The organism is Pseudoalteromonas sp. OF7H-1 (genome assembly GCF_022347825.1).
GTDB lineage: Bacteria > Pseudomonadota > Gammaproteobacteria > Enterobacterales > Alteromonadaceae > Pseudoalteromonas > Pseudoalteromonas maricaloris.
Window position 1 is genome coordinate 41,197 of the sequence record NZ_JAKRFX010000015.1, and the last position, 25,645, is coordinate 66,841.

Here is a 25,645-nt window from a genome sequence, read left to right on the forward strand (position 1 = left end):
GACATGGATTTAATTAACTTTCGCGTCGGGAAAAAAACAATATCACTGCAAATCCTCGATATTCTATTAACTGAACGCTACGAAGAAAATTTAACGGATTTACCCAATGACAACCCCAGCTTTTTGGGTGTCAAAGATTACATGGGCGTACCGACCCCTATTTTTGATTTAGGGATCATATTGAACAAGCGCTCGTCCTACGAAACCAATCAAGAATTGGTCAGCATGCTAAAGCAGCGAGAGCAAGATCATAAAGAATGGCTTGTCGCACTCGAAGCAAGCATTTTTAACGATGTCCCCTTCACTAAAGCCAAAGATCCAAAACAATGTGCTTTCGGGCAGTGGTATTACGGCTTCAAAACTGAAAATGACGACCTCAAAGCGCTTCTAAAACGCTTCGAAGAACCGCATGCAAAACTACATTCATTAGCAGATAAACTATTAGTGATGTGTGCACAGGGACACAAACAAGAGGCTATAGATACTCTCGCTCGCGAAAAGAGCACCACTTTTAATAAACTCATGCGATTATTTGAATCCGCTCGTGATCAGATCATGCTCGACCATAAACCTATCATCGTCTTTACCACTCAAGATGGCCAAAGTCCGCATATCGGTTTGCTTGTCGATAAGGTAGAAGATAACGTTCACTGTGATGAAAGCGATATTAAATCACTGCAGGAAATGACCAGTATTGGTTTTGAAATAGATGCGCAAACCAAAAAATTGATGAAAGGCTTGGTCAAGATGGGAAAACGCCACAGCGTATTGATTGACCCTAGCGCCATTTTCCGCCCTGAACATTTACAAAATTATGAGCCAGAAGAAACGGAAGAGTACGGCTTATTTTAGAGTTAGTAAATGGAGCACAAAAAACGCCGCAAAAATTGCGGCGTTTTTTGTATTCTAAGTAACCTGTCTTCAAGATAAGTTGTTATCCCAAGCCCAGGTCAACTATTACTTAGCTTGGCGGCTTGCGCGTTTACGCTCGCTTTCAGTCAATAGTTTCTTACGAATACGGATGCTTTCAGGCGTTACTTCTACAAGCTCGTCGTCATCGATGAACTCAAGAGCTTGCTCTAAAGACATAACAACAGGTGGCACAAGGTTTTGTGCTTCATCAGTACCAGATGCACGTACGTTGGTTAACTGCTTACCTTTAAGCGCGTTTACCGTTAGGTCGTTATCACGGCTGTGAATACCAATAACCATACCTTCGTACACTTCAACACCGTGACCGATGAATAGGCGACCACGCTCTTGTAGGTTAAATAGTGCGTTTGTTAGCGCTTTACCTGCTGCGTTAGCGATTAGTACACCGTTCTTACGCTGGCCGATGTTACCGCCTTTGTGTGGACCGTAATGTGAGAACGTGTGGTACATCAAACCAGAACCAGACGTTAACGTCATAAATTCAGTTTGGAAACCAATTAGACCACGTGCAGGCATCATGAAGTCCATACGCACACGGCCTTTGCCGTCTGGAGACATGTCAGTCATTTCTGCTTTACGCAAACCAAGCTGCTCCATGATAGAACCTTGGTGCTCGTCTTGACAGTCAATTGTTACTGTTTCGTACGGTTCTTCTAGCTGACCATCAACATGGCGCAAGATTACTTCTGGACGAGATACAGCAATCTCGTAGCCTTCACGACGCATGTTCTCGATAAGAATACCTAAGTGAAGTTCACCACGACCAGATACACGGAAGCTATCAGGGTTATCCGTTTCTTCAACACGTAATGCAACGTTGTGCACAAGCTCAGCTTCTAGACGCTCAAGGATATTACGAGAAGTTACGTATTTACCTTCTTGGCCTGAGAATGGCGACGTGTTTACAGAGAAAGTCATTGTTACTGTTGGTTCATCAACAGACAGTGGCGGTAGTGCTTCAACATTATTCTGACAACAGATAGTGTCAGAGATTTTCAGCTCACCAAGACCTGTGATTGCGATGATATCACCCGCCGTTGCTAGCTCAACTTCGTGACGGTCAAGACCTAAGTAACCCAGTACTTGGCCAACTTTACCGTTACGCGTCTTACCATCAGCACCCACGATAGTCACTTGTTGGTTAGGTTTAACTGAACCACGTGTGACACGGCCAACACCGATAACACCAACATATGAGTTGTAATCAAGCTGAGAAATTTGCATCTGGAACGGACCTTCAGGATCCGCGTTAGGCGCTTCAACTTCGTCTACGATAGCTTGGAACATTGGTTCCATGTTGTCAGACGGCTCATCTAGGTCAAGTGTTGCCCAGCCGTTGATTGCTGATGCGTAGATCACTTTAAAGTCTAGCTGTTCGTCAGTTGCACCTAAGTTATCAAATAGATCGAAAACTTGATCCATTACCCAATCAGGACGAGCGCCCGGCTTGTCGATTTTGTTGATTACAACAATTGGCTTAAGACCCTGAGCAAACGCCTTTTGCGTTACGAAACGCGTTTGTGGCATCGGACCTTCTTGTGCATCAACTAGTAGTAATACTGAGTCAGCCATCGAAAGAACACGTTCTACTTCACCACCGAAATCGGCGTGTCCCGGAGTATCTACGATATTGATACGGTAGTCGTTCCACTTGATTGCGGTATTTTTTGCAAGGATGGTGATACCACGCTCTCTTTCAAGATCGTTTGAGTCCATCACTCGCTCTTCATTACCACCGCGCTGCTGTAGTGTACCTGACTGCTCAAGTAGCTTGTCTACAAGCGTTGTTTTACCGTGGTCTACGTGCGCGATAATCGCGATATTTCTTAACTTTTCGATGCTCATATTATTACTCAGTGAAGTTGGCCCTCAGTGATCCTAGTCGATCTACGCAAAAATGCGCGTTGAGATTGCCCGATTGAGAATTAAAGGTCGCGTATTATCTACTATTAATGTGACAGATGAAAGTTTATCCAACATTTTTTTCAATAATCCTGATTGGTGCGCGCATAAATCAACAACCTTAAGTCGCTTCAGCACAATCCTATTGCAGCTCTAGTCCATTTATGGCCTTTTATCGTCCGATTATGGACTGAACACTTGTAAATAAAATACAAATGTCATTAATATCAATAAAGTAAGTTTGGCATAGGCGTTGCTGTTTCCCCTGTAGAGTAGAATAACTATCACAACATACCGATACACAATGTGAGCGGATTTGGAGTAAATATGGTAACGCATTCACTTAAAATGGCCTGGCAAAAACTTTGCTGCCATGTCAGTTACACCCTAACAATAATAATTACTCTCGCGCTGACACTCGGTGCGCTGGTAGCGATGTATAACCTAAACTATCAATTGCTCGCAGCTCCGCTTCCTTACCCAGATGCAGAGCGCTTGGTATTAATGCGTGGCGCGTTGGTAGATGACAATAATGAAGTGAAGCAAAGTAATTTTATTCCTCATGCTGGCAGCTTAGAGGCGTATGACAAGCAAGCACAATTTTCCGATATCGAAGTGATGGCCATTCAGAATATCAGTATTGATGTTGAACAAAGTTTACCGAGCAGCCCAACATTTAATACTGGCGCGATCACCCCCGAGTTTATGTCGATATTCAATGTACCACTGGCATTGGGACGGTACTTTTCAGTAGATGAGGGGATAGGTAGCCAACAACCTGTCGCGATCGTTTCACACCAAGTGTGGCAACGTTATTTCGGCGGAAATGCAAACGTTCTAGACCAAACATTGGTATTTAAAGGGGTAAGCTTCAAAATTGTTGGCGTCACCGACGAGCGATTCATTGAGCCAGTATTATCCACACCTAACTGGCACACCGATGTATGGATCAGTTATGACTATAATGATTCTCCAACACCAACATGGCAAAGGAATAATATCCAGACATATCAATTGCTAAAGTTACATGATGTACAACATGCACGTCGCGCAAAGCTTTCTCTTGAAAACTGGCTGAATGAACAACTACAACAACAAACTGCTGGCGAGCAAACTTTCGCTAATAGTAAAGTACAACTTGAATTTGTACCGATAAAAGCTCGTATTATTGGTGAAGCATCACAAGTGAGTATAATGATGCTACTCGGAAGCGCAGTATTACTATTAATCGCATTAAGTAATATTTGTAATTTAGTGCTTTCACGTGCCGCCGAGCAACAAAAAAGCTTTGCCGTTCAAGCCGCTTTAGGTGCCAAGCCTAATCATCTATTTTTCCACATTGCGATAGAGTTAGGACTGTTATTTATCAGCGCAGCAGCATTATCGCTTTTAATCGCTGAGGGGATCATAGGGCTACTAAAGTCAGGAGTTGTCGGCCCACTCGCTCGTTTGCAAGAGCTACAACTCGAAGCGCATACTATTGCTTTTGCCTTTACAGTCAGTACTTTATTATGTTTATTACTTTCTTGGATAGTAAGCCGTCAACTTAACTACCATCATATTATTCAACAGCTGCAAAGCAGTGGTAAAGGCACAGGCATTCAGATTTCCGCGATGACCCGCACTTTATTAATATCATTCCAATTATTTGTTTGCCTGTCACTACTCACTATTTGTCTTGGGATATTCCAAACAAGCTGGCAAAACTTGCAGCGTGACACAGGGATACGAGAACAAAACACCTATCAAGTAGCACTAAACTTAGGTACTTTGCTACAGCAGATGAGCCGCGAGGAGCGTTCACAACTGCTTTTATCTGCCGTTGACTCGTTAGCAAAGTTACCACAGGTAACCAAAGTAGGCATTGGCGGCTATCCCCCTTTTTCCTATTGGCTGCCGGGCTTTTCAAATCGTCAAATGCAATTTGAACCAGGTATAGAAAAAAACTCGTTTGAATATCAAAGTACGGCTGGTACTTGGCCATACTTTGATACCTTTGGGGCAACACTTATTGACGGTAGAACTTTTACTCATGAGGAAGCCATTAATAATGCGCCCGTTGTCATTGTCAATCAGACCCTAGCTACGCAATTACGCCAGCAAGGGCAAGTATTGGGCGCTAAACTATATCCTAGAAACGGCCAACAAAGCGTTGAGGTGATTGGTGTTGTCGAGGATATTTATCTTCCCAAACAATCTAATATTGCAAGGGTTTTCATCCCCTCAGTGCCAACTGGTTACCCCTTTGTGTTAATTGAAACTCACGCACATGCCACAATTAGTCGAGCGGAAATAAATCAGGCACTCACAGGTATCCATCCGCAAATGCGCGTCTATAACTTTCAGTCCACGACCATGCTTTTAGCTACGCACTTACAGCAAGCTCGTGTCATTAGCATGTTCACTTTGATGCTATCGATATTCGCACTTGCGCTTGCGGCACTTGGTATTTACGGTGTATGTAAGTACAGCGTAGCGTTACGTCGGTTTGAGTTAGGCGTGAGAATGTCGGTTGGTGCAACACCGGTTGCCGTGTTTAGACTGGTATTACAAGATAATTTGCGCCCTGTTATTGCAGCAGCGTGCGCTTCTATCTTGGTGTTATTGAGTATTGCGATACTTCAAGATACGCTTGTACCTATTACACTAGATAGCGCTATCCACTGGTTAATTTCACTTGCCACTGTTATCACCTTAGTCACAGGTGTTACGCTACTATCTTCAAGAAATATTATTGCCCGCCCTGCATTACATGCACTACGCGGAGAGTAATAGAGCGATTGAGATGATAATAATAAATCAAGGAAGCTTACTGTGAGTGCTAAACCACAAATATTGCTAATAGAAGACAACAGAGAAGTAAGATTAGCTGCGCGGTTTGTATTGGAAGATTTAGGTCTAGCCGTCGAAGAAGTCGAAAATCCAGTGCAAGCACTCAGCTTTCTTGAACAACACCAGCCTAGCTTGATCCTACTCGATATGAACTTTGAGCTAGACTCTACATCGGGGCAAGAGGGACTCAGGTTTCTACGACAGCAACAGCAACTTGGCAATACCACCCCTATTGTAGCTATGACCGCATGGTCACATACTGAGCTTGTGGTTCAAGCCATGCAACTGGGCGCGGCAGATTTTCTAGAAAAGCCATGGAAAAACCAGCGCTTTGAACAAGTTATTAGAGGCCAATTACAACTCAATAAACTAAAAAATAAAAGCCAAGCTTTTCAGCATGCCCTCGCTGGAAATGCTAAACCTGTGTTATGGCGCAGCAAAGCCATGCAACACCTGATGACGCAACTAGAAGTTATGGCTCCCACGGATGCCAATATTCTGTTAACCGGAGAGAATGGAGTTGGCAAAAGCTTAATAGCCCAATGGATACATCAACACTCGCAGCGTGCAGCGCAGCCATTTATTTCCGTCAACATGGCAACCATCCCTGAGCAACTGTTTGAGAGTGAGCTTTTTGGTCATACCAAAGGCGCATTCACTGACGCCAAATCAGACCGTGCAGGACGGTTTAAATTGGCGGATCTTGGTACCTTATTTTTGGATGAAATTGGCACTCTTCCGCTTGCACAACAAAGTAAGTTGCTGCGAGTGCTAGAGTCTCGAGAATATGAAGCAGTCGGCTCAAGCGTCACTGAAGTCGCAGACGTGAGGCTCATCAGTGCAACGAATGCAAAATTAGAGCAGTTAATCGCTCAAGCAGAGTTTCGCCAAGATCTTTTCTACCGCATCAATACCTTCACAATCGAAATCCCCCCCTTGCGAACACGTCCTGAAGACATTGAATTATTAGCGGAGCACTTTATCAAAACCCATGGTCAGCGGTATGGAAAAACACAATGTTGGCTTACACCCACAGCGCTAAATCAGCTAAAACAGTACGATTGGCCAGGTAATACCAGAGAGCTTGGGCACTTGCTCGAACGCGCCGTGCTACTAACACAAACGGGTGAAATCGGCCCCGAGCACTTACATATGAGCACGCCTTCACAGCCAAGTGCGAATAATTCCATGTCACTGCCACTCATCACATTGGAGCAAGCAGAACAACAACTGATTACTCAAGCTTTGACTAATACGGCAGGAAACAAACAACAAGCTGCTGAGTTACTGGGGATCACTAAGCAATCACTCTACCGACGCCTTGAAAAATATGCACTTATTTAAAGAACCCTTGGCGCGCTATTTCGTAGGTAAGTTTTTGCTACTCATCGCCATTGAAATTGCGGGAGTGTGTGTCGTCAGTTGGCAAATGGGGATTCGCATACCTATTTCCATGCCTCTACCCACCTTACTCTTAATCGTTGGCCTGATTGTCTGCCAAGGACTATTACTAAAACAGCTTTACAATCGTTGTAAGCTATCGTTTGAACGCTGTGGCTACCAAGCCGAAGCATGGCTTAAACGCGACTTTAGCCTAAAAGCCAAACCGACATTTTCTTCGGGCGTTGTCGCCCAGCTTCACAATCAGCTGAATGCGCTCTCCGATATGCTACAAAGTGAAAAAACCGATGAAGATATGCAATCTTTCCTCGTTGCTGAACTGATCAGTGTGTTAAATACCCCGATGCTTATTTTCGACCAGCGTATGCAACTGTGCTTTGGCAATGACGCCTCCTTTCAATTATTTCAAAGGCCATGGCAAACCCTACGATATAGCCACCCAGAGGCGATAGGGTTAACTCCTTCTCCACAGTGGCATTTTATCGATATACAGAACAACAAGCGCTGGCAAGTGAGACACAGCACCTTTACTCAGCAGAGTCAGTCATATCATCTTGTCGTCTGTATCGATATTCAGCAAGCACTGCGCGATCAGGAGCTTCAAGCTTGGCAACGCTTGATCCGAGTGATTAGCCATGAAATAAGAAATTCCCTCACCCCAGTGTCCGCCATACTGGAACGCCTACAAACTCGCGCAAAAGACCCAAGGGATCACGAAGCATTTAATATCGTACTTGAGCGGTGCTTCCATTTGCAGGATTTTATCCATAAGTACAGCCAGCTCAACCAACCAATAAAAGTAGAGATAAAACGTCTGTCGGGGTTAGAAGTGAGCAAAACCGTTCAAGGCCTTTTCACCGATGTAGCGTGGCAAATTGAACTTTCTCCGGTCTACTTCCATGTTGACCCAACCCTATTTAATCAAGTGCTAATCAATATCATCAAGAACGCCATAGAAGCGAGCCCCGCGGGCTCTGTGCTTACACTGAAGCTATATACCAAAGACAATATTGCTATCTTGGAGGTGCTTGATGAAGGTACCGGCGTTGCCAACCACGATAACTTATTTGTGCCATTTTACTCCACCAAACAAACCGGGGAAGGTATTGGCCTTTACCTTAGCCGCTATTTTGTCGAGCAAATGTCTGGTTCCATTAGCCTTACCAATCGTCAGGATAAACAGGGAGCGATTTGCCAACTCGCCTTTCCTGTGCCACTTAACTGACCCAATATACTCAGTCCAGTTTTTGAATTCTCACGTCCACAATCGGACCTTCCGGTAAAACAAAAACACTAAATACCAACAAAAACAATAGGATAAAATTTGGCATATCGTTTGCTCTCATTAGTTAACCGATTAAAGCAAGGTAACTGATGATGGACGTATTAAAACAAAAACAAGCAAAGCCGCTACATAAGCTAGGACTTGTAATCGCAATCCCCCTAGTGCTGATATTCGCTTGGCTTAGCCTTAAGCTATTCTCAACATCGGACGAGTTCAAATTACCAAGACAAACGATCATTGTTGGACAAGTTAAGCAAGGTGATTTAGATGTTAGCGTTGACGGCTATGGCGTGCTTCGCTCAAATAAACAAAAACTGATCACCACACAAGACCCGGCTACCGTCTATGAAATCTTAGTACGCCCCGGTGGTGAAGTTCAGCCTGATACCATCATTTTGAAGATGCAAGACCCTGATCTCTTACAGCAATTAGAAAGTGCTGAAATGGAGCTAAACCGTCAGCAAGCAAACTTTCGCAGACAAAAACTCGCAAACCAGCGCGAGTTATTAATGGAAGTCGCCACCCTTGCCGAGCTTACCAGTGAGCATCAATCGTTAGTCATGCGCCGAGAAGCTCAGCAAACCCTCAGAGACCAAGGCGTTGTCCCCGCCATTGATGTAAAAACCGCAGAGCTTGAAGAACAGCAGCTGTCAGAAAGAGTACAACTACAGCAAACACGTATAGAACAGCTAAAGCTATTACATTCGGAAGATTTAACCATCTCGCAAGAACTGATCAACCAAGCTCAGTCTCTTTTCGCCCGGTTAAAAGAAAGAGAAGCGAAACTAACAGTCCGAGCAGGTACAGAAGGTGTGTTGCAACGGCTCGCAGTTGAACTTGGACAAAGTGTTGTAGCCGGCCAAGAACTTGCTCAAGTTGGCAGTACCAACGACCTTCAAGCACTGGTCAGAGTATCTCAGTCTAAAGCAGAACAAATTCAGGTAGGTCAATTTGCTACGGTCAATACACGCCGCGAACAAGTGCCAGCGAAAGTCACAAGGATCAGCCCGCAAGTACAAGAAGGTACCATTGAAGTTGAGCTCACTTTTGTCAATGGCGTTCCTGATTCTGCGCGTCCAGAACTTAACGTAGATGCGCAAATTAGCACACATCAGTTGAAGAACGCACTGTATGTTGAACGTCCAAGTAACACTCTATCACACAGCCAGCAGACGCTCTTTGTGTTAAACAATGACATCGCAACCCCTCAGATAGTGTCATTTGGTATTGATGCAGGCAAATTCTTGCAAATTGAAAGCGGTGTCACCCCAAATCAACAAATCATACTCTCTGATACAAGTACTTATAAAAACGCTAAACAAGTACGGATCATTCAATAATAAATCATCATTAGGATACGATTATGAAAGAAACTATTTTAACCATGTCAGGGATCACCAAAATTTTTAGTACCGAAGAAATGGAAACTCACGCATTGCGTGGGATTGACTTGGAAATATATAAGGGTGATTTCGTGTCAATTTGTGGCCCTTCTGGATGTGGTAAATCTACCCTGCTGTCAATTCTTGGTCTGCTAGACATGCCAACAGATGGTAGCTATAAAATTGAAGATCTTGAGGTTAGCCAATTAACTTTAGCGGCGGCTGCACATATTCGAAACGAAAAAATTGGCTTTATCTTTCAGTCATTCAACTTAATTGATGAGCTGACAGTCTACGATAATATCGCGCTGCCATTGCGTTATCGTAAAACCCCGATGAGCAATGCCGATATTGATCACGCTGTAATGAGTTGCCTGACAAAAGTAGATATGGCACACCGCGCAAAACATCGCCCAAACCAGCTCTCAGGCGGTCAACAGCAAAGGATTGCTATTGCCCGTGCACTCGTCGGCAACCCCGCATTACTGCTTGTTGACGAACCTACAGGTAACCTTGACTCAAAAAATGGTGATGCCGTTATGGACATGTTGAAAACGCTAAACCTAGAAGGGACGACATTATGTATGGTGACGCACGATCCTAGATATGCCGATATGGCGACACGCAAACTACACCTTCTAGATGGCAAAATACTGGCCCCCCAAACACACACTAACGCCAACGCAGTCGTTGACACGTTTTAGTCCATGATGGAAGCGAGGAAAGTAATATGCTTGTCAAAGACATGAGTGCCAGTCTGTACTCTCTGAGTAAAGTAAAAGTATTTACCATCACGATTATCTCTACGCTAGCACTCACACTAGGTACGCTCGTGGCGATGTTTAATTTAAACTTTACTATTCTCTCTGCGTCGTTGCCTTACCCCAATGCAGAGCAGCTTTACGTTTCAAAAGCAGTGCACTATATCAAGGATAGAGTGGAGTTTGATGATTTCACTCCGATACCTATGCTGCTTGAGATCTATGAAAATGAAAAAACGCCGGAGTCACAAACCGCCCTCTTTGGCTATTCCGAAGAGGTGATTAGAAGTAAAGTTGAAACGCCGCAAGTCAATACCACTTACACCACCCCTGAATTTATGCCGATGCTAGGATTTACTTTTCACTTAGGTCGTGGACCGAGCGCAGACGAAGGCCTTAATTCAATGCAGCCAGTCGCGGTATTGTCCTATCAAGCTTGGCAAAAATATTATGGTCAAGCAGCCGATATCGTCGGACAATCTATTCAAATAGACCAAGTGAATTTTAAAATCATTGGTGTGCTATCAGAGCAAAATCGCGAACCTGAAATGCTTACTCCAGGCCGTCTGACTGACGTATGGTTACCTTGGGATTATTATTCATTTCAACGCCGCGATGCTCAGCACTGGGGGATCACAGGTCCTAATCGACACGTGTTGATTAAAAAAGCGGGGGCGGTAGACATTCCCACTATCAACCACCAGTTATCCACGCATTACAATAGCCGTTTTAAAACCCAAACAGCCAGCTCTTCTTTTTTTGATGATATGACCATTACGTTGGAGCTGTTACCGCTGCGAGAAAAAATCCACGGTGATAGTGCCAGCAAAACTATTTGGCTACTGTTAGGCGCACTATGCCTGCTACTCATTGCTTGTGCCAACATTGCTAACCTTATTCTAGCCAGAGCAGTAAATCAGCAACGTGATATGGCTATCAAGGCTGCACTTGGCGCTGGACGCGGCCACTTATCGCGGGGCATATTTATCGAGCTCTTAATCCTCACAAGCTGCGCCGCAATGCTTTTCTTCGCGGTGAGTGAGTTATGCTACTACTTACTTAGGCTGGTGGCTGCAGATAGCCTACCTGGCGTACTCAACCTCAGCACAAATTTCATCACGGTTGCCTTGTGCTTAGTTCTTGCCGTGTTATTGGCATCGCTCGGTGCATGGCTCGTGAGCAAACGCATTAACTTTAAGCAACTCAATAGCCAACTTCAAAGCAGCGGAAAAGGCACCGGGATCCAAATCAAAACAGAAACCCGAAAAGCCTTAATTTTTAGCCAACTATTTCTAGCCAGCCTATTATTACTCGCTTGCTCGCAAACTTTTATCAATGCATGGGGGTTACTCAACCAATCACCTAATTTCTCAACCTCTGAGCGCTATGAGGTTGAACTCAACCAACTTGTAGAGCAACGTCCAGCCCGTGAACAAAGAGATGCATTTTATGCTGAGCGCAGACAACAATTACTAGATGTTACCGCTGCGCTCAAACAAAACCCACAATTCAAAGCGGTCAGCTTAACTACTGGCACACCGATTGAATTTGGGCTCAGTACGTTTCTTGCAACTGATTCAGGATTCCAGACGCAGTATTCAGTGTCTGGTAACATCGTTGATGAATCTTATCTGCCGCTAATGGAGATTAGTCTGCTACAAGGCCGCAATTTCACTACTGAAGAAGTCAATAGCCAATCAGCTGTGCTTATTGTTAATCAAGCCTTTGCAGAACAACTTGCGCCACAAGGAGACGCTATAGGTAAACGCTTTTATTGGCTCAATGGCCGTCGTCATATTCAGTATGAAATCATCGGTATTAGTGAAAATTTAGCCATTCCAGATAAGCCTGATACCGCTCGTATGTGGGCTGTGGACAGACTGTCAGCCTATACACCAGCGTTTATTATTCAAACGCACACAGGGCAGCAGATACTTCCCCAATCCATAAACCAAACCATGGCGCAAATATCTACACGCTGGCGCGTTGCTGAAATTCAACCTTTGTCTCAACAGCTATCTAACTCGCTCGCAATTCACCAAGTTGCAGGTTGGGCTGCGCTATCTCTGGCAACCATCACCTTACTGATCGCACTAATTGGCATATATGGCGTACTTAATTACGGCGTTTCTATGCGTCGCTATGAACTCGGAGTGCGTATGGCAATTGGTGCGTCGCCAAAAAGTATTGTACTTGGATTACTAGGAGAAAATACCAAAGTGATCTTTACGGCTCTTGGATGTGCGACATTTGCAACCGTTGCAGCTATGGCTTGGCTGGCAAACTCGGAGGTCATGTTTAGTGTCTCCCTGCTTGGATTCGTATTACCACTGTCGCTTATCATCGGAATTACCGCTGCAACAACTGTATTAGCTGCCAGCGGGGTTATTACTAAGCCCGCATTATACTCGTTGAGAAGTAACTAGCCTAAGCTTCGATAAAATTAACTCCCTGAAGGCAGGGCGTCTCCCTCAAGGCGCCTTGCTTTTTTTATTAAAACACGACCCCAGATCCCCGCTATCGAATTAAATTAATTTTTGCTTTGTTGCGTTTCATAATCTATACCAATACTCCAAACACTTACTCGAAGATAAAGTGACTATCACAGGGAATCGCTTGCACCAACATTGCGCACCATAATGAAACATTTACGCACCAAATTAGTGCACCAAGCTAATCCCTAAATTTCCCAAAAGTTAAAAATCAATATTTATCAAAAACTTAAAAACATGGCACAGATCAAGCTTATCTGTGTGCAATTGCAGTACATTGCAGCAAAAAATAACCCAACGAGTCGGAGGACACATGTCACAATCGGTTTTAGATTTTATTAAAGAGCACGACGTAAAATTTGTTGATTTACGTTTCACAGATACAAAAGGTAAAGAACAACACGTATCGATCCCACATCATCAAGCCGATGAAGACTTCTTTGAAGACGGCAAAATGTTTGACGGCTCATCTATCGCTGGTTGGAAAGGCATCAACGAATCTGACATGGTACTTATGCCTGACGCAGAAAGCGCTAAGCTAGACCCATTCGCAGAAGAAACAACGCTTATCGTTCGTTGTGACGTAGTTGAACCAAACACACACCAAGGTTATGAGCGTGACCCACGTTCAGTAGCTAAGCGCGCTGAAGAGTTCATGCGTTCAACGGGTATAGCAGACACCGTATTATTCGGTCCAGAGCCAGAGTTTTTCTTGTTTGACGATGTTAAATTTAAAACTGATATGTCTGGCTCAATGTACAAAATCGATGCTGAAGAAGCAGCTTGGAACTCAGATAAACACTACGAAGGCGGCAACACAGGCCACCGTCCTGGCGTAAAAGGTGGTTACTTCCCAGTAGCACCGGTAGATTCGTCTAATGATTGGCGTGCAGCTACTTGTTTAGTACTTGAAGAAATGGGCCACGTTGTTGAAGCGCACCACCACGAAGTAGCAACTGCTGGTCAAAATGAGATTGCGACTCGCTTTAATACTATGGTGACTAAAGCAGACGAAATCCAAGAGATGAAGTACGTTATCCACAACATGGCTCACCTATACGGTAAGACGGCAACCTTTATGCCTAAACCAATTGTTGGTGATAACGGTTCAGGCATGCACTGCCACCAATCACTTGCTAAAGACGGCAAGAACATCTTCGCAGGCGACAAGTACGGCGGCCTATCTGAAGAAGCGCTTTACTACATTGGTGGTATCATTAAGCATGCTAAAGCAATCAATGCATTCACTAACCCAGCAACAAACTCTTATAAGCGTCTAGTACCAGGGTTTGAAGCGCCAGTTATGCTTGCATACTCGGCACGTAACCGCTCAGCATCAATCCGTATCCCTGTGATCCCATCAGAGAAAGGTCGTCGTATCGAAGTACGCTTCCCAGATCCTGCGGCTAACCCATACCTAGCTTTCGCAGCTCAGCTGATGGCTGGTCTTGACGGTATCCGCAACAAGATCCACCCTGGTGATGCAATGGATAAAGATTTATACGACCTACCAGCGGAAGAAGCAGCAGAAATCCCAACTGTTGCAGCATCACTTGATGAAGCCCTTGCTTCTCTAGATGCTGACCGTGAGTTCTTAACTCAAGGTGGCGTATTCACTGACGACCTAATCGATGCGTACATCACGCTTAAGTCGAAAGAAGTTGAAAAATTAAACATGACAACTCACCCAGTTGAGTTCGAAATGTACTACAGCGTTTAATCGCTAACAGACTACTACGCTCAGTACCGCGGTATTGAGCTTGTAGAGCCAAAACTCATTATGCGTTTCTGGCACTCTTAATCATATGTGTTCTCAAGCCCGTTGTTACGGGCTTTTTTAATGTAATTCAAAAGCTTAAAGAAAGTCGCCTTTATGTTTTCATTATGGGAATTATTCATTTGTAACTCGCAATTCCAACTGCTCTATACTACAGTATGAACAGTAGTTTGCTCTGGAGATTTGTGGTGCGTCAGTGGTTTCTTATAATGTCGGTTAGCATGACGCTAGCCCTAACAAGCATTGATGCTGCAGCAGAGTCCAACCCAAAAATCTATCGCTGGAAAGACAAAAACGGCCATTGGGTCTATTCGGATGTACCGCAACCAGGTTCAAAAGAAGTCAAACTCAACGCCAGCGCTTTAACCATGCCAAGTGTTGATACTAAAATTCTCGAGCAAACGGACACGACACCAACTATTCAATATACAGCTAAAATCACTTCTCCTGAGCATGAGCAAACTATCCGTGATAATAGCGGCAGCGTATACGTAACAGGCACCATAGAGCCAAGATTTACCCAAGGTTTAAGCGTGCAACTCTTTCTCAATGGAACAGCCACAGGGCCAAAACAAAGTAATACTCAGTTTGCTTTGCGGGGCATTGATCGCGGCGAGCATTCTGTGGTTATGAAAGTGTTTAATCAAAAAGGTATGTTAGTCGCCCAAAGTGATGTTCATAAGTTCTTTTTGCACCGCAATACCGTAAATAATTAAAGCGATATTGCTTACCTACACTGGCTTGCAACCAGTAGTTGCAAACACACCACGCTCATTTCCTCTGGTATTGAGAAAGCCAAATTCGACATTTCATTGTGTTCAATCCACAACCTTTGCTCACCAACTTGAACTTGATAGTAGACCTCAGCCTTTGTTCGCAATAAATATTTATCTCGCCAGTTAGGTTGGACGACCCGCACCACACCTGTAAGGGTGGTTTTCTCGCCATTCGTAGCCCGATGTAAATTAGCGGTTTGAGGAGGAAAGCAGTTAATCTGTTCGGTAACATACTTAGCGCTTTGAAAGTCACACCCGTTCATACAGAACATGACAAACAGGCTCCCCCCACAAAAACGAGCTAGATGTATTTTTTGACACAAAGCATTAATAATCTCAGCACCTTAAAGTTGGCATGCTTTATTAATAACAAGTTTAGGATACGAGTTCGAAAACCCCTAGTTTCTGAGCTTAGGTAATAATTTACTTTAATGGATGCAAAGCTATGCTATTCTCATTGCACCGCATTGGTGCACGGTGAACATATATGGATCAACATAACTCGATTGACTTGGATAAAGTTTGGCAATCTCTCTCAACCGCGATTTTAGTGCTCGATCAAAATTTAATGATTCACTATGCCAATTACAGCAGTAGTGAACTACTGGGACTCAGCACAAAACGGCTTGTCGGACTGGCGATTGATAGTGTGTTTAATCATCATCATATAGACCTGCCACGGCTCTCTAAATACGTGCTACAAGATGGCGTAGACTGCCAGCAACACAGGGTAGACGTGGTATTTGTAGATAATCGTGTTGCGACACTAAGTCTGCATGCCAGACGAGTTTACCTTGCAGACAAGGCGTATATTTTAGTGGAATGTCGCCGTGTTGATGATGCCCTGCGTTATGACCAAGCATCCAATCAAATGCACCAATTTCAGGCAGCTCGAAACCTCATTCGCGGTCTTGCCCATGAAATAAAAAATCCACTTGGTGGGATCCGCGGTGCGGCGCAATTATTGCAGTACGAAACTGATCAACAAGAACGGGAAGAATGTGCCACACTCATTATTGAGCAAGCAGATAGATTGCGCGAGTTGGTAGATAGATTGCTTGGACCCAATCAGTTACCACAAAAAGAGCCGTGTAATATCCATCAGGCGTTAGAATCGGTGATTAAGTTAACCACCTTGGAGCGCGATGCCGATATCACCTTGGTAAAAGATTATGATCCCAGTATTCCGGCTATCGTGATAGATCAAGCCAAAATTCAGCAAGTTCTGCTGAATATGCTGCGCAATGCTCAACAAGCACTACAGCATGACGGTACGATCACCATAACAACGCGCATTAAACACCGTCTGCATCATGGTGAGCGACTATTGAAAAAAGCATTACTCATCCGTATCAGCGACAACGGTCCAGGGATCGCCGATGAGGTAAAAGAGACATTGTTCTTTCCGATGATCACGAATAAAGAAGGAGGCTCTGGACTTGGGCTCTCTATCGCGCAAACTTTGGTCGAGCAACACCAAGGATTTATCGAATGCGATAGTTGGCCAGGACACACTGAGTTCAGTATCTACCTTCCCTTTGACAACACCGAAACAGGAAACGTGCAATGAAATCAGTTTGGTTAGTCGATGATGACGCTTCAATCCGATTTGTTTTAGAAAAGGCGTTAAAGCGAGCTGAGTTTGAAACCGAGAGCTTCGCCAGCGGTCAAGATGTATTGACCGCGCTTGAATATGAGCAACCTGCGGTGCTGATCTCAGATGTACGTATGCCAGGTATCGATGGCATGGCCTTGTTAGATAAAATTGCAGGGCTCTACCCAAACCTGCCGGTGATCATTATGACCGCGCACTCGGACTTAGACTCTGCGGTCAACGCATTTAAAAAGGGAGCGTTTGAATACCTCGCCAAACCTTTCGACTTAAATGAGGCCGTTTCCCTTGTGCAACGTGCATTTCGCGCAGGCCAGCAAACTAAAAAGCAAAAACGCCACAGTGAAAAAGCCAATAGCCCCGACATTATTGGTGAAGCCCCAGCGATGCAGGAAGTGTTCCGCGCCATCGGTAAACTTTCCGCTTCAAGCATGAGTGTATTGATTAACGGCGAATCAGGCACGGGTAAAGAGCTTGTGGCAGGCGCGCTGCACAATCACAGCCCGCGCAAAGAGGCTTCTTTTATCGCGCTCAATATGGCCGCCATCCCCAAAGATCTCGTCGAGTCTGAGTTGTTCGGCCATGAAAAAGGCGCTTTTACCGGTGCTGACAGCATGCGCCGTGGTCGCTTTGAACAAGCCGACGGTGGCACCTTATTTTTAGATGAAATCGGCGATATGCCACTGGACGTACAAACTCGGCTATTGCGCGTACTCGCCGATGGTGAGTTTTATCGGGTTGGTGGCCACAACAGTGTAAAAGTCGATGTCCGTATCGTCGCGGCTACCCATCAAGACTTAGAGACACTGGTCAAGCAAGGTAAATTCCGTGAAGACTTGTTTCACCGTCTAAATGTCGTCAGGTTAAAACTACCAGCCTTACGTGAACGCCCTGAAGATATCGCCGCCCTGTGCGATCACTTTCTTGCAAAAAGCGCAAAGGAACTAAAAGCCGAGCCAAAAATCATCTCCAAACATGCTCTGCAAAAAATGCAGGCGTATCATTGGCCAGGCAACGTTAGGCAATTGGAAAACACCTGCCGCTGGTTAACGGTAATGGCCCCGGGTGAACTTGTCACCCCAGCGGATCTGCCCGAAGAGCTAGAAAAGCCACAACAGATTGACGCCTTAGAGCATGGCAATTGGCTGGACGCATTCCAAACTTGGTTAGACTCAGAGTTACGTAAAGGCAAAGACCATATTTGGCCCGATGTACAGGCACAATTAGAAACACGACTAATCAAATCCGCACTCAATGCCTGTCATGGTCATAAGCAAGATGCGGCGTTAAAGATAGGTTGGGGACGCAATACATTGACCAGAAAGCTAAAAGAGAGAAATATTCAAGATTAGACAACAAGCTGAGTATTATGACTCAGCTTTTTCCCCACTACTCCAGTTCCCAAAATGAATAATATCTGATTGAAAATCACACAAACAACCAGTAGCTTGGACTATGCCGTATCTTGTTACTCGGCATAACTTACATTTTGTAAAGGAATCACGATGAAAATTACATTGAATAAAAAACCACTAAAACATTTATCTAACAGCAAGAAGCTAGCAAATGAGCTTACACCGCAAGCTGCTGGTGGTTATGATGTTACCTCACCACACAATAAAGGCTGTATCAGCTATCAGGGGATGACATGCCCTACTTCGCCGTACGATCCCGCTTGCTAGAATGATTTAACTCATGTCGCTTATCGTTATATACCAATCCACATAAATAGTTGGCGACATAATCAAGTAGATTGGTGTAAGCGACAATAAAAAATCATTGCTCTAATCAAAAAAAGTCGCCACTATTTAATAAAGACAATGTACTAACTTATGTAAGCCTGTGAAACTGCTTGAAAATGTCCCACTGTTTAAACAACTAGAGATCATCAATCGCTTAGCGTTTTTTAAAGAGTTTACGCTTGCCGAGCGCCAGGTGTTGCTTGAGTCTTTTGGTCACTTATATCTGGTGCAACAAGAGCGTCATGCTTTCAAACGCTTTGAAAAAGACAATCGCCTGTATATTGTATTAAGCGGTGAGTTTTTGATTTTTAAACAAGATGCGGCCCATGATTTAGGTAAGGTTGGTCCTGGTGAATTTTTAGGTGAAGGCGCATTTATCACTAACCGAGAACGCAGTACTAGCGCACAAGCGTTAAAAGACAGCATCATCTTGGCAATAACCCCAGATGCACTAACACGCTTGCCCAATGTGATCCGGGAAAAAATCAAAGACAAGCTTATTGAAGGCATGAGCCATCGTATTGCAAAGCTCAATGCATTTATTGAAGGGCAAGAAACCTAAATGAGCAGTGGGAGCCGTAGCTCCCACTTTGTATTATGCTAACAACTCACTGAATGCATCAAACAAGCTATCTAGTTCTTCTATGGTGTTGTAATGCATACAACCGATGCGAACAACCCCACCTTTATCCATCACCCCTAGCTGCTCGCAAAGCCCTTGGGCGTAGAAATTACCATCCCATACGCACATGTGCTTCTTACCTAAGAATTCCGACACGGTACGTGGCTCGATGCCATCAAATATCAAAGCAAACGTTGGTGTACGCTCAGCGAGTCGCTCACGTGACTCGATACCAAAAAGTTTAATCTTTTTAAATTCGGCTAAACGCGTTAAGAAGTGCTGGCTAAGCTGCATCTCATGCGCTTTTGTGCGTGCAAACGCCGCAACCAGTTTCTCACGGCGTCGTGTATCGGCACTCATCTCGCTTAGTGAAGCAATGTAGTCAATCGCCGCAACAACACCCGCTAGTCCTTCGAAACTCTGCGTACCAGTTTCCCAGCGGCCTGGGATAATGTCTTTTGCCGGCTCCACCTTATACGGAGTAAAACCTTCTAAATGCTCACGCTTACCATAAACAATGCCCACATGCGGACCAAAGAACTTATAAGCAGAGCACGCAAGGAAGTCGCAATCCAAACCTTGTACATCGATTAGCTCATGAGGTGCATAATGCACAGCATCAACATATACCAATGCACCAACTTGGTGCGCAAGCTCCACAATGCGTTTGATATCGTTGATTGAGCCCGTTGTATTCGATGCATACGTCACCGCAACTAACTTAGTCTTGGCATTTAGTAGTGATTCAAAATGCGCAAGATCAAGCGTGCAATCGGTTTCATTAATACGCACCGCATGCACCGTCGCACCTTTATCTTCGGCGGCTTGACGCCATGAAGAAACGTTTGAATAGTGATCGGCATTAGTCACAATGACTTCATCACCCGCTTGCCATTCGCGAGAGAGTGCACGGCTAAAGCTAAAGGTTAAGCTGGTCATGTTGGCACCAAATACAATTTGATCTGCACTTGGCGCATTGAGTAAGTCCGCAACCGCTTGGCGCGCTTCACTCATCAAACTGACGGTCTTATCGCTCGAGAAAAATGCCCCACCTAAGTTAGAGTTAAAATAACCAAGGTAAGCAGACATCGCGCTCAACACGGATTGCGGTACTTGAGAGCCACCCGGACCATCAAGGAAAATTGGCGCGGTTCCGCCAATACTTTGCATAAGCGCAGGGAACTGACGACGCACTTGATTTAAATCCATACTACCCTCTTAGGCTGTAAATACGAAGCAGTCTAGGTAACCGACTTGCTCGGCATCTAGCTTGTTCATCGGTGTTGCGTTATGCCACACTTCACGGTCATTCACGAGTGCAAATAAACCATCTTTGATTTCCATTTTGAAGCAAGGTTCGGCTTCTTTGTGCTCATAAACCAATAGCTCACCACCGGCGATATTTTCGTGAGAAACACCACAGACACAGACATGGTCAAAACCATCTTGGTGCACACCTTCTGGCGCGGGAGGGGTATCACTTTCAATCGCTAACATGCGAAACTGATGCACTTCTATGCTGGTATCGTCTGCAATTCCTGTCATGGCTTTGAATTCAGCAAGCATATGCTTAAAGCCATCGGTGTTTAACATGTCCAGCTCAAGGTTTTCGTAAACACGCTCAATATTACCTTGGAAAGTATTAATTGAATCGTCTTGAACGAAAGCCTTAGTCGGCTGCAATGTCACTTCGCCGCCAGTGAATTTAACCACAGAATAACGGCGCTTTCTGAATGCACCGTCGGCATAAGGGTTATCTGGAAGTTGATTGAAAAAAGGCTTAACTGCGTCGATATGTGACTGCGGTAAAAAGCGTAGTTGTAATAAATTCTGGTTGTTTACTGTTGTCATGATCCTCTCGCCCATTGATGAGAATTTGCCGACAATTCTAATAAAACCAGAGAAAATTACTGTTTAAAAAAACGGGATTTTAACAAGCAAAACGCAATAAAAACCCATTTATAACCACTTTAATGGATTACTTATCTAGATTTAAAATAATGCTTGATAACACCATTTAAGATGAGCGTTTTATGTGCATAAAAAAAGCCAGCATGCGCTGGCTTTTTTCTTTCAATGTATTCTAGAGCGAGTAATTAAACCGCTTGTTGAATGATCACTGAGTCTGCCTTTTTAGTGTACTGAGGCATCTTATGGAAGTTCAAGTAACGGTAAGTGTCCGCAGCCGTTGCATTGATCTTCTCTGCATACTCTTGATATTCAGCAGGTGTTGGTAGTTTACCAAGAATAGCAGCTACCGCTGCAAGCTCTGCTGATGCAAGGAATACGTTTGCACCTGTACCTAAACGGTTAGGGAAGTTACGAGTCGAGGTAGAAACAACCGTTGCTTTATCAGCAACACGTGCCTGGTTACCCATACATAGTGAACATCCTGGAGTTTCGATACGTGCACCTACACGACCGTAAATACCGTAGTAACCTTCGTCGGTTAACTGATCGCGGTCCATCTTCGTTGGTGGAGCAACCCATAGTTGCGTTGGTAGACGACCACCGAAGTTATCCAGTAGTTTACCCGCTGCACGGAAGTGACCGATGTTAGTCATACAAGAACCAATGAATACTTCATCGATCTTTTCACCTGTTACCGCTGAAAGTAGACGTGCGTCATCAGGGTCATTCGGTGCACAAAGGATTGGCTCTTTGATATCAGCAAGATCAATCTCAATGGTGTGCGCGTATTCTGCATCCGCGTCAGCAGTCATTAGCTCAGGGTTTGCTAGCCACTCTTCCATCTTAGTGATACGACGCTCAATAGTACGTACATCACCATAGCCTTCAGAGATCATCCACTTAAGCATCACGATATTAGAGTTTAGGTACTCTTCGATGGACGCTTGTGAAAGCTTAACGGTACAACCTGCCGCACTACGCTCTGCAGATGCGTCAGATAGTTCGAACGCTTGCTCAACCGTTAGGTGCTCAACACCTTCGATTTCAAGGATACGACCAGAGAATTCGTTGATCTTACCTTTTTTCTCAACCGTCAATAGACCTTGCTGGATTGCATAGTAAGGGATAGCGTGTACTAGATCACGTAATGTGATACCCGGCTGCATTTCACCTTTAAAACGAACAAGGATTGACTCAGGCATATCCAACGGCATTACACCCGTTGCAGCTGCGAATGCTACCGCACCTGAACCTGCTGGGAATGAAATACCTAGAGGGAAACGAGTATGCGAGTCACCACCTGTACCTACCGTATCAGGCAGTAGCATACGGTTTAGCCATGAGTGGATAACACCGTCACCAGGGCGTAGCGATACACCGCCACGGTTCATGATGAAATCAGGAAGTGTGTGGTGTGTGTTTACATCGATAGGCTTAGGATAAGCTGAGGTATGACAGAATGACTGCATCGTAAGATCAGCAGAGAAGCCAAGACAAGCAAGGTCTTTAAGCTCATCACGCGTCATTGGACCCGTAGTATCCTGCGAACCTACCGTTGTCATTGTTGGCTCACAGTATTGACCTGGGCGTACGCCTGTCATGTTACATGCTTTACCAACCATCTTCTGTGCAAGCGTAAAGCCCTTACCAGAATCAGCCACTAACTTAGGCTTACGGAAGATATCTTCAGCTTCAAGACCAAGAGATGTACGAGCTTTGTCCGTAAGACCACGACCGATGATCAGAGGAATACGGCCGCCTGCACGCACTTCATCAAGAATTACGTCTGATTTCAGTGAGAACGTTGAGATAACTTCGTCAGTACCGTGACGCTTAACCACACCTTCGTAAGGGAAGATGTCGATTTGGTCGCCCATGTTTAGTTCGTCAACCGGAAGCTCAATTGGTAGTGCACCAGAATCTTCCATAGTGTTGAAGAAGATAGGCGCAATCTTGCCACCTAGACACACACCACCAACGCGCTTGTTTGGTACGAATGGAATGTCATCACCCATGAACCAAAGTACAGAGTTAGTTGCAGATTTACGAGATGAACCCGTACCAACAACGTCACCTACGTACGCTAGCGGTAAACCTTTACCATTAAGCGCTTCAAGTTGTGCAATTGGACCTACTTCACCTGGCTTATCAGGGTTGATACCATCACGCTCGTTTTTAAGCATAGCCAACGCGTGTAATGGGATATCAGGACGAGACCAAGCATCTGGTGCAGGAGACAAGTCGTCTGTATTTGTTTCGCCAGTTACTTTAAATACAGTCACTGAAATCTTGTCTGCAACGGCTGGCTTCTCAAGGAACCATTCTGCATTTGCCCATGACTCAATTACTTGCTTAGCAAACTCATTGCCTGCTTTTGCTTTTTCTTCTACATCGTAGAATGCGTCAAACATCAGTAGCGTGTGAGACAAACCTTTAGCAACGATTGGCGCGATAGCAGCATCGTCTAGAAGGTCTATCATAGGCGCGATGTTGTAACCACCAAGCATAGTGCCAAGTAGTTCAGCTGCATACTCTCTTGAAATGAGCGGTGATTCCGCTTCGCCTTTCGCTACTGCAGCCAAAAAGCCTGCTTTTACGTATGCGGCATCATCTACACCAGGCGGTACACGGTTGATAAATAGATCAACGATGAACTCTTCTTCACCTGCTGGTGGAGTTTTTAGTAATTCGATAAGGTCAGCAGTTTGCTGCGCGTCTAACGGCTTAGGCACGATACCTTGCGCGGCACGCTCTTCTACGTGTTTACGATATTCTTGAAGCACAATATTGCCCTCTTGGTGACGTGGACAGACAAGTAAATGATCTGGCTGCGATTATTGATGCAATCGGCTGAACCATTCCCTTGACCATAAAATATAATGAACAATTATAAGGTCTTTGAGTATAGATGAAAATCTTGCATGCGATACCTCGCCTTATAGTCACTATAAATACAATGAATAAGCATACCGAAACAAGTATATTTTGATGAATATTAGTCAAACGAGAATCATTTTAATTTTGCGAAAAGCTATGCTTGGTGGGATCAAAAAAGGCTCCTGAAGGAGCCTTTTTGCATAAGTTAAGTAAAAAATTAACGCTTAACTTTTACTTTCTCTTTAGAAGAAACGTGCGCTTCTACGCGACGGTTTTCAGCATGCGCTTCAAGCGTATTAGCTGGGTTTTTCAAACGCTCTTCACCGTAACCAACCGTAGTAATACGCATTGAATCAATACCCATATCTACAAGTTTTTCAGCAACGTTTTTCGCGCGGCGCTCAGAAAGCTTTTGGTTGTAATCCGCATCACCCACAGCTGACGCGTGACCTTCAATCACTACATCTGCATTTTTATGTTCTTTCAAGAACTTAGCAACCGCGTTGATATCATCAACATATTGTTGTGAGAAAGAAGCATCGTCATGCGGGAAACGAACAAGTAGGTTTACTTTGTCTTCATTCGTTTCATATAGAGTACAACCTGACGCATCAACAGCATCCGTCATTGGTGTGTTAGCACATTTATCTTCGCTGTCCACTACACCGTCTTTATCACTGTCTTGTGGTGCTTCTGCAACTACAGGTGCCGGAGCAGGTGCAACTTCTTCCGATTTACCAGCGCTACCGAATGAGTAGTTAAGACCAATTTTACCACCTACATCTGTAAAACCAGCTTCAAGGCCTTGGTAAACTGCCGCTTCTGCATTCACGAATAAGTGGTCGGTGAAATAGTGACGAACACCAGCACCTACGTTAGCAAAAGTGTTATCTGAAATGACGTCCAGATTCATCTTTTTGATACCCACTAGACCATAGAATGGGCCACCATCAAAGTGATATAAACCATCGATACCATAACGCTCTGCGTCTAGTGAACCATTGCTGATCCCACCAAGATCAAAATCCATGTCTGCATACTCAAGACGACCACTCCAATATTTATCAAAACGGTAGCCGATTTCAGCACCCCAACCAGTAGACTCTTCTACGTCTAAGCCAGCCATATCGCGGTGATTTTGCCAGTCAGCATCATAGTAATCACCGAATACACCCAGATATACACCTTCTGTAGGTTCAGTGGTGTTTGCATTTGCATTGGCTGTTACTGCCATCGCAACTAGTAAGCTCAAAGTTTTAATTTTCATCATTCCTTCCCATCTCTGTTAGTTAACGCATTGAGTATTGACTCGGATAGTCTACCAGAAAATGCGTCTACTG

The 25,645-nt window shown here is 44.5% G+C and carries 18 protein-coding genes; 13 read left to right on the forward strand and 5 right to left on the reverse strand.

What is annotated here, in order from left to right; translation table 11 throughout:
- Positions 1–3: 3 nt before the first annotated feature.
- Positions 4–852: a CZB domain-containing protein gene (locus tag MHN30_RS17385; RefSeq protein WP_039494743.1), complete on the forward strand. Its 849-nt coding sequence runs from the start codon at positions 4–6 to the stop codon at positions 850–852.
- A 105-nt stretch (positions 853–957) separates the two neighbouring features.
- Here the strand turns inward: MHN30_RS17385 and typA are convergent, their stop codons facing one another.
- The gene (gene typA, locus MHN30_RS17390; protein WP_010374470.1) at positions 958–2,778 is read right to left on the reverse strand and encodes a translational GTPase TypA; all 1,821 of its coding nucleotides are present in this window, start codon (positions 2,776–2,778) and stop codon (positions 958–960) included.
- A 384-nt stretch (positions 2,779–3,162) separates the two neighbouring features.
- On the opposite strand from typA, the gene MHN30_RS17395 reads away from it, so the two are divergent.
- The 12 genes from MHN30_RS17395 to MHN30_RS17450 all read left to right on the forward strand — a co-directional run bounded on the left by MHN30_RS17395 (position 3,163) and on the right by MHN30_RS17450 (position 19,457).
- A complete protein-coding gene (locus MHN30_RS17395) occupies positions 3,163–5,607 on the forward strand; it encodes an ABC transporter permease (RefSeq protein ID WP_239360535.1) in 2,445 nt (814 codons plus the stop codon).
- A 42-nt stretch (positions 5,608–5,649) separates the two neighbouring features.
- On the forward strand, positions 5,650–7,011 hold the full coding sequence (locus tag MHN30_RS17400; RefSeq protein ID WP_239360537.1) for a sigma-54 dependent transcriptional regulator: 1,362 nt from the start codon (positions 5,650–5,652) through the stop codon (positions 7,009–7,011).
- Positions 6,998–8,293 carry an ATP-binding protein gene (locus MHN30_RS17405; protein WP_239360539.1) on the forward strand — a complete coding sequence of 432 codons (1,296 nt, stop codon included), beginning with the start codon at positions 6,998–7,000 and terminating at the stop codon, positions 8,291–8,293. The genes MHN30_RS17400 and MHN30_RS17405 overlap by 14 nt, the downstream gene beginning before the upstream one ends.
- 149 nt (positions 8,294–8,442) lie before the next feature.
- On the forward strand, positions 8,443–9,693 hold the full coding sequence (locus MHN30_RS17410) for an HlyD family efflux transporter periplasmic adaptor subunit (protein WP_239360541.1): 1,251 nt from the start codon (positions 8,443–8,445) through the stop codon (positions 9,691–9,693).
- A 23-nt stretch (positions 9,694–9,716) separates the two neighbouring features.
- Positions 9,717–10,439, forward strand: coding sequence for an ABC transporter ATP-binding protein (locus MHN30_RS17415; protein ID WP_239360543.1), 723 nt, complete (start codon positions 9,717–9,719; stop codon positions 10,437–10,439).
- Positions 10,440–10,465: 26 nt separating this feature from the next.
- Complete coding sequence (locus MHN30_RS17420; RefSeq protein ID WP_239360545.1) at positions 10,466–12,922, forward strand: ABC transporter permease; 2,457 nt, start codon at positions 10,466–10,468, stop codon at positions 12,920–12,922.
- 379 nt (positions 12,923–13,301) lie between these two features.
- On the forward strand, positions 13,302–14,708 hold the full coding sequence (glnA, locus tag MHN30_RS17425; RefSeq protein WP_010374454.1) for a glutamate--ammonia ligase: 1,407 nt from the start codon (positions 13,302–13,304) through the stop codon (positions 14,706–14,708).
- 266 nt (positions 14,709–14,974) lie between these two features.
- The gene (locus MHN30_RS17430; RefSeq protein ID WP_239360547.1) at positions 14,975–15,481 is read left to right on the forward strand and encodes a DUF4124 domain-containing protein; all 507 of its coding nucleotides are present in this window, start codon (positions 14,975–14,977) and stop codon (positions 15,479–15,481) included.
- Positions 15,482–16,028: 547 nt separating this feature from the next.
- The gene (gene glnL / locus MHN30_RS17435) at positions 16,029–17,111 is read left to right on the forward strand and encodes a nitrogen regulation protein NR(II) (protein ID WP_039494750.1); all 1,083 of its coding nucleotides are present in this window, start codon (positions 16,029–16,031) and stop codon (positions 17,109–17,111) included.
- Positions 17,108–18,505: a nitrogen regulation protein NR(I) gene (gene ntrC / locus MHN30_RS17440; protein WP_045989408.1), complete on the forward strand. Its 1,398-nt coding sequence runs from the start codon at positions 17,108–17,110 to the stop codon at positions 18,503–18,505. The genes glnL and ntrC overlap by 4 nt, the downstream gene beginning before the upstream one ends.
- A 153-nt stretch (positions 18,506–18,658) precedes the next feature.
- Positions 18,659–18,835 carry a hypothetical protein gene (locus MHN30_RS17445; protein WP_157757218.1) on the forward strand — a complete coding sequence of 59 codons (177 nt, stop codon included), beginning with the start codon at positions 18,659–18,661 and terminating at the stop codon, positions 18,833–18,835.
- A gap of 160 nt (positions 18,836–18,995) precedes the next feature.
- Positions 18,996–19,457, forward strand: a complete 462-nt coding sequence (locus MHN30_RS17450; RefSeq protein WP_010374445.1) for a cyclic nucleotide-binding domain-containing protein — start codon at positions 18,996–18,998, stop codon at positions 19,455–19,457.
- 33 nt (positions 19,458–19,490) lie between these two features.
- On the opposite strand, the gene MHN30_RS17455 is transcribed toward MHN30_RS17450, so the two are convergent.
- The 4 genes from MHN30_RS17455 to MHN30_RS17470 all read right to left on the reverse strand — a co-directional run bounded on the left by MHN30_RS17455 (position 19,491) and on the right by MHN30_RS17470 (position 25,572).
- Positions 19,491–20,726, reverse strand: coding sequence for a cysteine desulfurase-like protein (locus tag MHN30_RS17455; protein WP_239360549.1), 1,236 nt, complete (start codon positions 20,724–20,726; stop codon positions 19,491–19,493).
- Positions 20,727–20,735: 9 nt separating this feature from the next.
- Positions 20,736–21,368 carry a 2OG-Fe dioxygenase family protein gene (locus MHN30_RS17460; RefSeq protein ID WP_010374441.1) on the reverse strand — a complete coding sequence of 211 codons (633 nt, stop codon included), beginning with the start codon at positions 21,366–21,368 and terminating at the stop codon, positions 20,736–20,738.
- Positions 21,369–21,613: 245 nt separating this feature from the next.
- Entirely contained in the window at positions 21,614–24,211 is a 2,598-nt protein-coding gene (gene acnB, locus MHN30_RS17465; protein ID WP_010374439.1) for a bifunctional aconitate hydratase 2/2-methylisocitrate dehydratase, read from the reverse strand.
- Positions 24,212–24,522: 311 nt separating this feature from the next.
- Entirely contained in the window at positions 24,523–25,572 is a 1,050-nt protein-coding gene (locus MHN30_RS17470; protein ID WP_010604320.1) for an OmpA family protein, read from the reverse strand.
- Between the last annotated feature and the right edge of the window lie 73 nt (positions 25,573–25,645).

What these genes read in the sequence shown, in the direction of transcription:
- ntrC (WP_045989408.1), top strand. Translation starts at nt 17,108, where the DNA reads ATGAAATCAGTTTGGTTAGTCGATGATGACGCTTCAATCCGATTTGTT.
- MHN30_RS17395 (WP_239360535.1), top strand. Translation starts at nt 3,163, where the DNA reads ATGGTAACGCATTCACTTAAAATGGCCTGGCAAAAACTTTGCTGCCAT.
- MHN30_RS17455 (WP_239360549.1), bottom strand. Translation starts at nt 20,726, where the DNA reads ATGGATTTAAATCAAGTGCGTCGTCAGTTCCCTGCGCTTATGCAAAGT.
- MHN30_RS17420 (WP_239360545.1), top strand. Translation starts at nt 10,466, where the DNA reads ATGCTTGTCAAAGACATGAGTGCCAGTCTGTACTCTCTGAGTAAAGTA.
- MHN30_RS17410 (WP_239360541.1), top strand. Translation starts at nt 8,443, where the DNA reads ATGATGGACGTATTAAAACAAAAACAAGCAAAGCCGCTACATAAGCTA.
- MHN30_RS17385 (WP_039494743.1), top strand. Translation starts at nt 4, where the DNA reads ATGGATTTAATTAACTTTCGCGTCGGGAAAAAAACAATATCACTGCAA.
- MHN30_RS17415 (WP_239360543.1), top strand. Translation starts at nt 9,717, where the DNA reads ATGAAAGAAACTATTTTAACCATGTCAGGGATCACCAAAATTTTTAGT.
- glnL (WP_039494750.1), top strand. Translation starts at nt 16,029, where the DNA reads ATGGATCAACATAACTCGATTGACTTGGATAAAGTTTGGCAATCTCTC.
- MHN30_RS17470 (WP_010604320.1), bottom strand. Translation starts at nt 25,572, where the DNA reads ATGAAAATTAAAACTTTGAGCTTACTAGTTGCGATGGCAGTAACAGCC.
- MHN30_RS17445 (WP_157757218.1), top strand. Translation starts at nt 18,659, where the DNA reads ATGAAAATTACATTGAATAAAAAACCACTAAAACATTTATCTAACAGC.
- MHN30_RS17460 (WP_010374441.1), bottom strand. Translation starts at nt 21,368, where the DNA reads ATGACAACAGTAAACAACCAGAATTTATTACAACTACGCTTTTTACCG.
- MHN30_RS17405 (WP_239360539.1), top strand. Translation starts at nt 6,998, where the DNA reads ATGCACTTATTTAAAGAACCCTTGGCGCGCTATTTCGTAGGTAAGTTT.
- glnA (WP_010374454.1), top strand. Translation starts at nt 13,302, where the DNA reads ATGTCACAATCGGTTTTAGATTTTATTAAAGAGCACGACGTAAAATTT.
- typA (WP_010374470.1), bottom strand. Translation starts at nt 2,778, where the DNA reads ATGAGCATCGAAAAGTTAAGAAATATCGCGATTATCGCGCACGTAGAC.
- MHN30_RS17430 (WP_239360547.1), top strand. Translation starts at nt 14,975, where the DNA reads ATGTCGGTTAGCATGACGCTAGCCCTAACAAGCATTGATGCTGCAGCA.